We start from the raw sequence: 1,202 nt of genomic DNA on the forward strand, positions 1-1,202 counted from the left end.
GGGGCTGGGTCAAAAGTCCCAAAATAAAGAGCTTCGCCAGAAAAAGTAGTAATTTTTCTGGCGAAGCTCTTCTGATATAATAGAAAATAAAAAAGCATTGGTCGCACCCAACACTTTTAAAAACAATACCCTTACGAAAGGATAATCAAAATGCACAGTAATTATAACATAAATCAGACCGTACTGAGTATTTCAACTGCTTGGGAGCCAAAAGAAAATCATCCTGCCCGGATGATTAACAAAATCGTTGAGTCACTCGAACTCAATGATCACTACCTTTTTGGACGTCCACGTAAATATGACTTGCGTGTTCTTTTAAAATTAATTATATTCGCGTATACCAAAGGAATTTTTAGTAGTCGTCAGATTACTACTCTGGCAGAGGAGAATCTCGCAGCTCGTTGGTTAACGCAGGAACAAGTGCCGGCTTACCGTACAATTTGTCGTTTCCGTGTTTCAACTGAGGTTGAAGTTTTGTTAAATCAATGTCTTCAGAAGCTAACTAAGTTTTTACGTCAACACAATTTGATTACCGAAGTAACCTTTATTGATGGAACCAAAATTCTAGCAGATGCCAATAAGTATAGTTTTGTTTGGCGTAAAAATACGGTACGGTTTGATAAACTCAATCGCGCCGCGATTGTGTCTCTTTTGCAGGAATTAAAAGTGGCGAAATTTAATTGCCAAATTCCAGCAGGAACTGAACTTAGTCTAGAAATGTTAGATGAAGTTATTCTGCGCTTAGAGAATAGCTTAGAAGATCTGGATAAAAAAATTGAAGAAGACCATATTTCCCCAAATCCTGATAAGGCCAGACGGCGAAAATTGAAATCAGTAAAGCGAAAACTTAAGTTACGTCAAGCAAAGTTACTAGAACATAAAAACCAACTTGGAATTTACGGTAAACGTAATAGTTATTCGAAGACAGATCATGATGCAACTTTTATGCGTGTTAAGGAAGATCCGATGCTTAATGGGCAGCTAAAACCTGCTTATAATCTTCAAATCGCCACGAGTGGACAGTTTGTGACTGCCTTCAGTATTTTTCAAAATCCAGGAGATACCAAAACGCTAATTCCCTTTTTGCAGCAACAAAAACAAGCTGGAACTTTAGGTAGATACATTGTAGCTGATGCAGGATATGGTTCAGAACCAAACTACCAGTATCTTGAAGATGAGCTGCCGGAACACACGGCACTGAT

General features: G+C 38.2%; 1 protein-coding gene. It reads left to right on the plus strand.

From position 1 onward, the window contains the following. Window positions 1-150: 150 nt before the first annotated feature. Window positions 151-1,202: transposase (locus FD50_RS07445; RefSeq protein ID WP_056960995.1), on the plus strand; the 1,052-nt coding region annotated here is incomplete at its 3' end.

This window comes from Liquorilactobacillus satsumensis DSM 16230 = JCM 12392 (assembly GCF_001435195.1).
GTDB lineage: Bacteria > Bacillota > Bacilli > Lactobacillales > Lactobacillaceae > Liquorilactobacillus > Liquorilactobacillus satsumensis.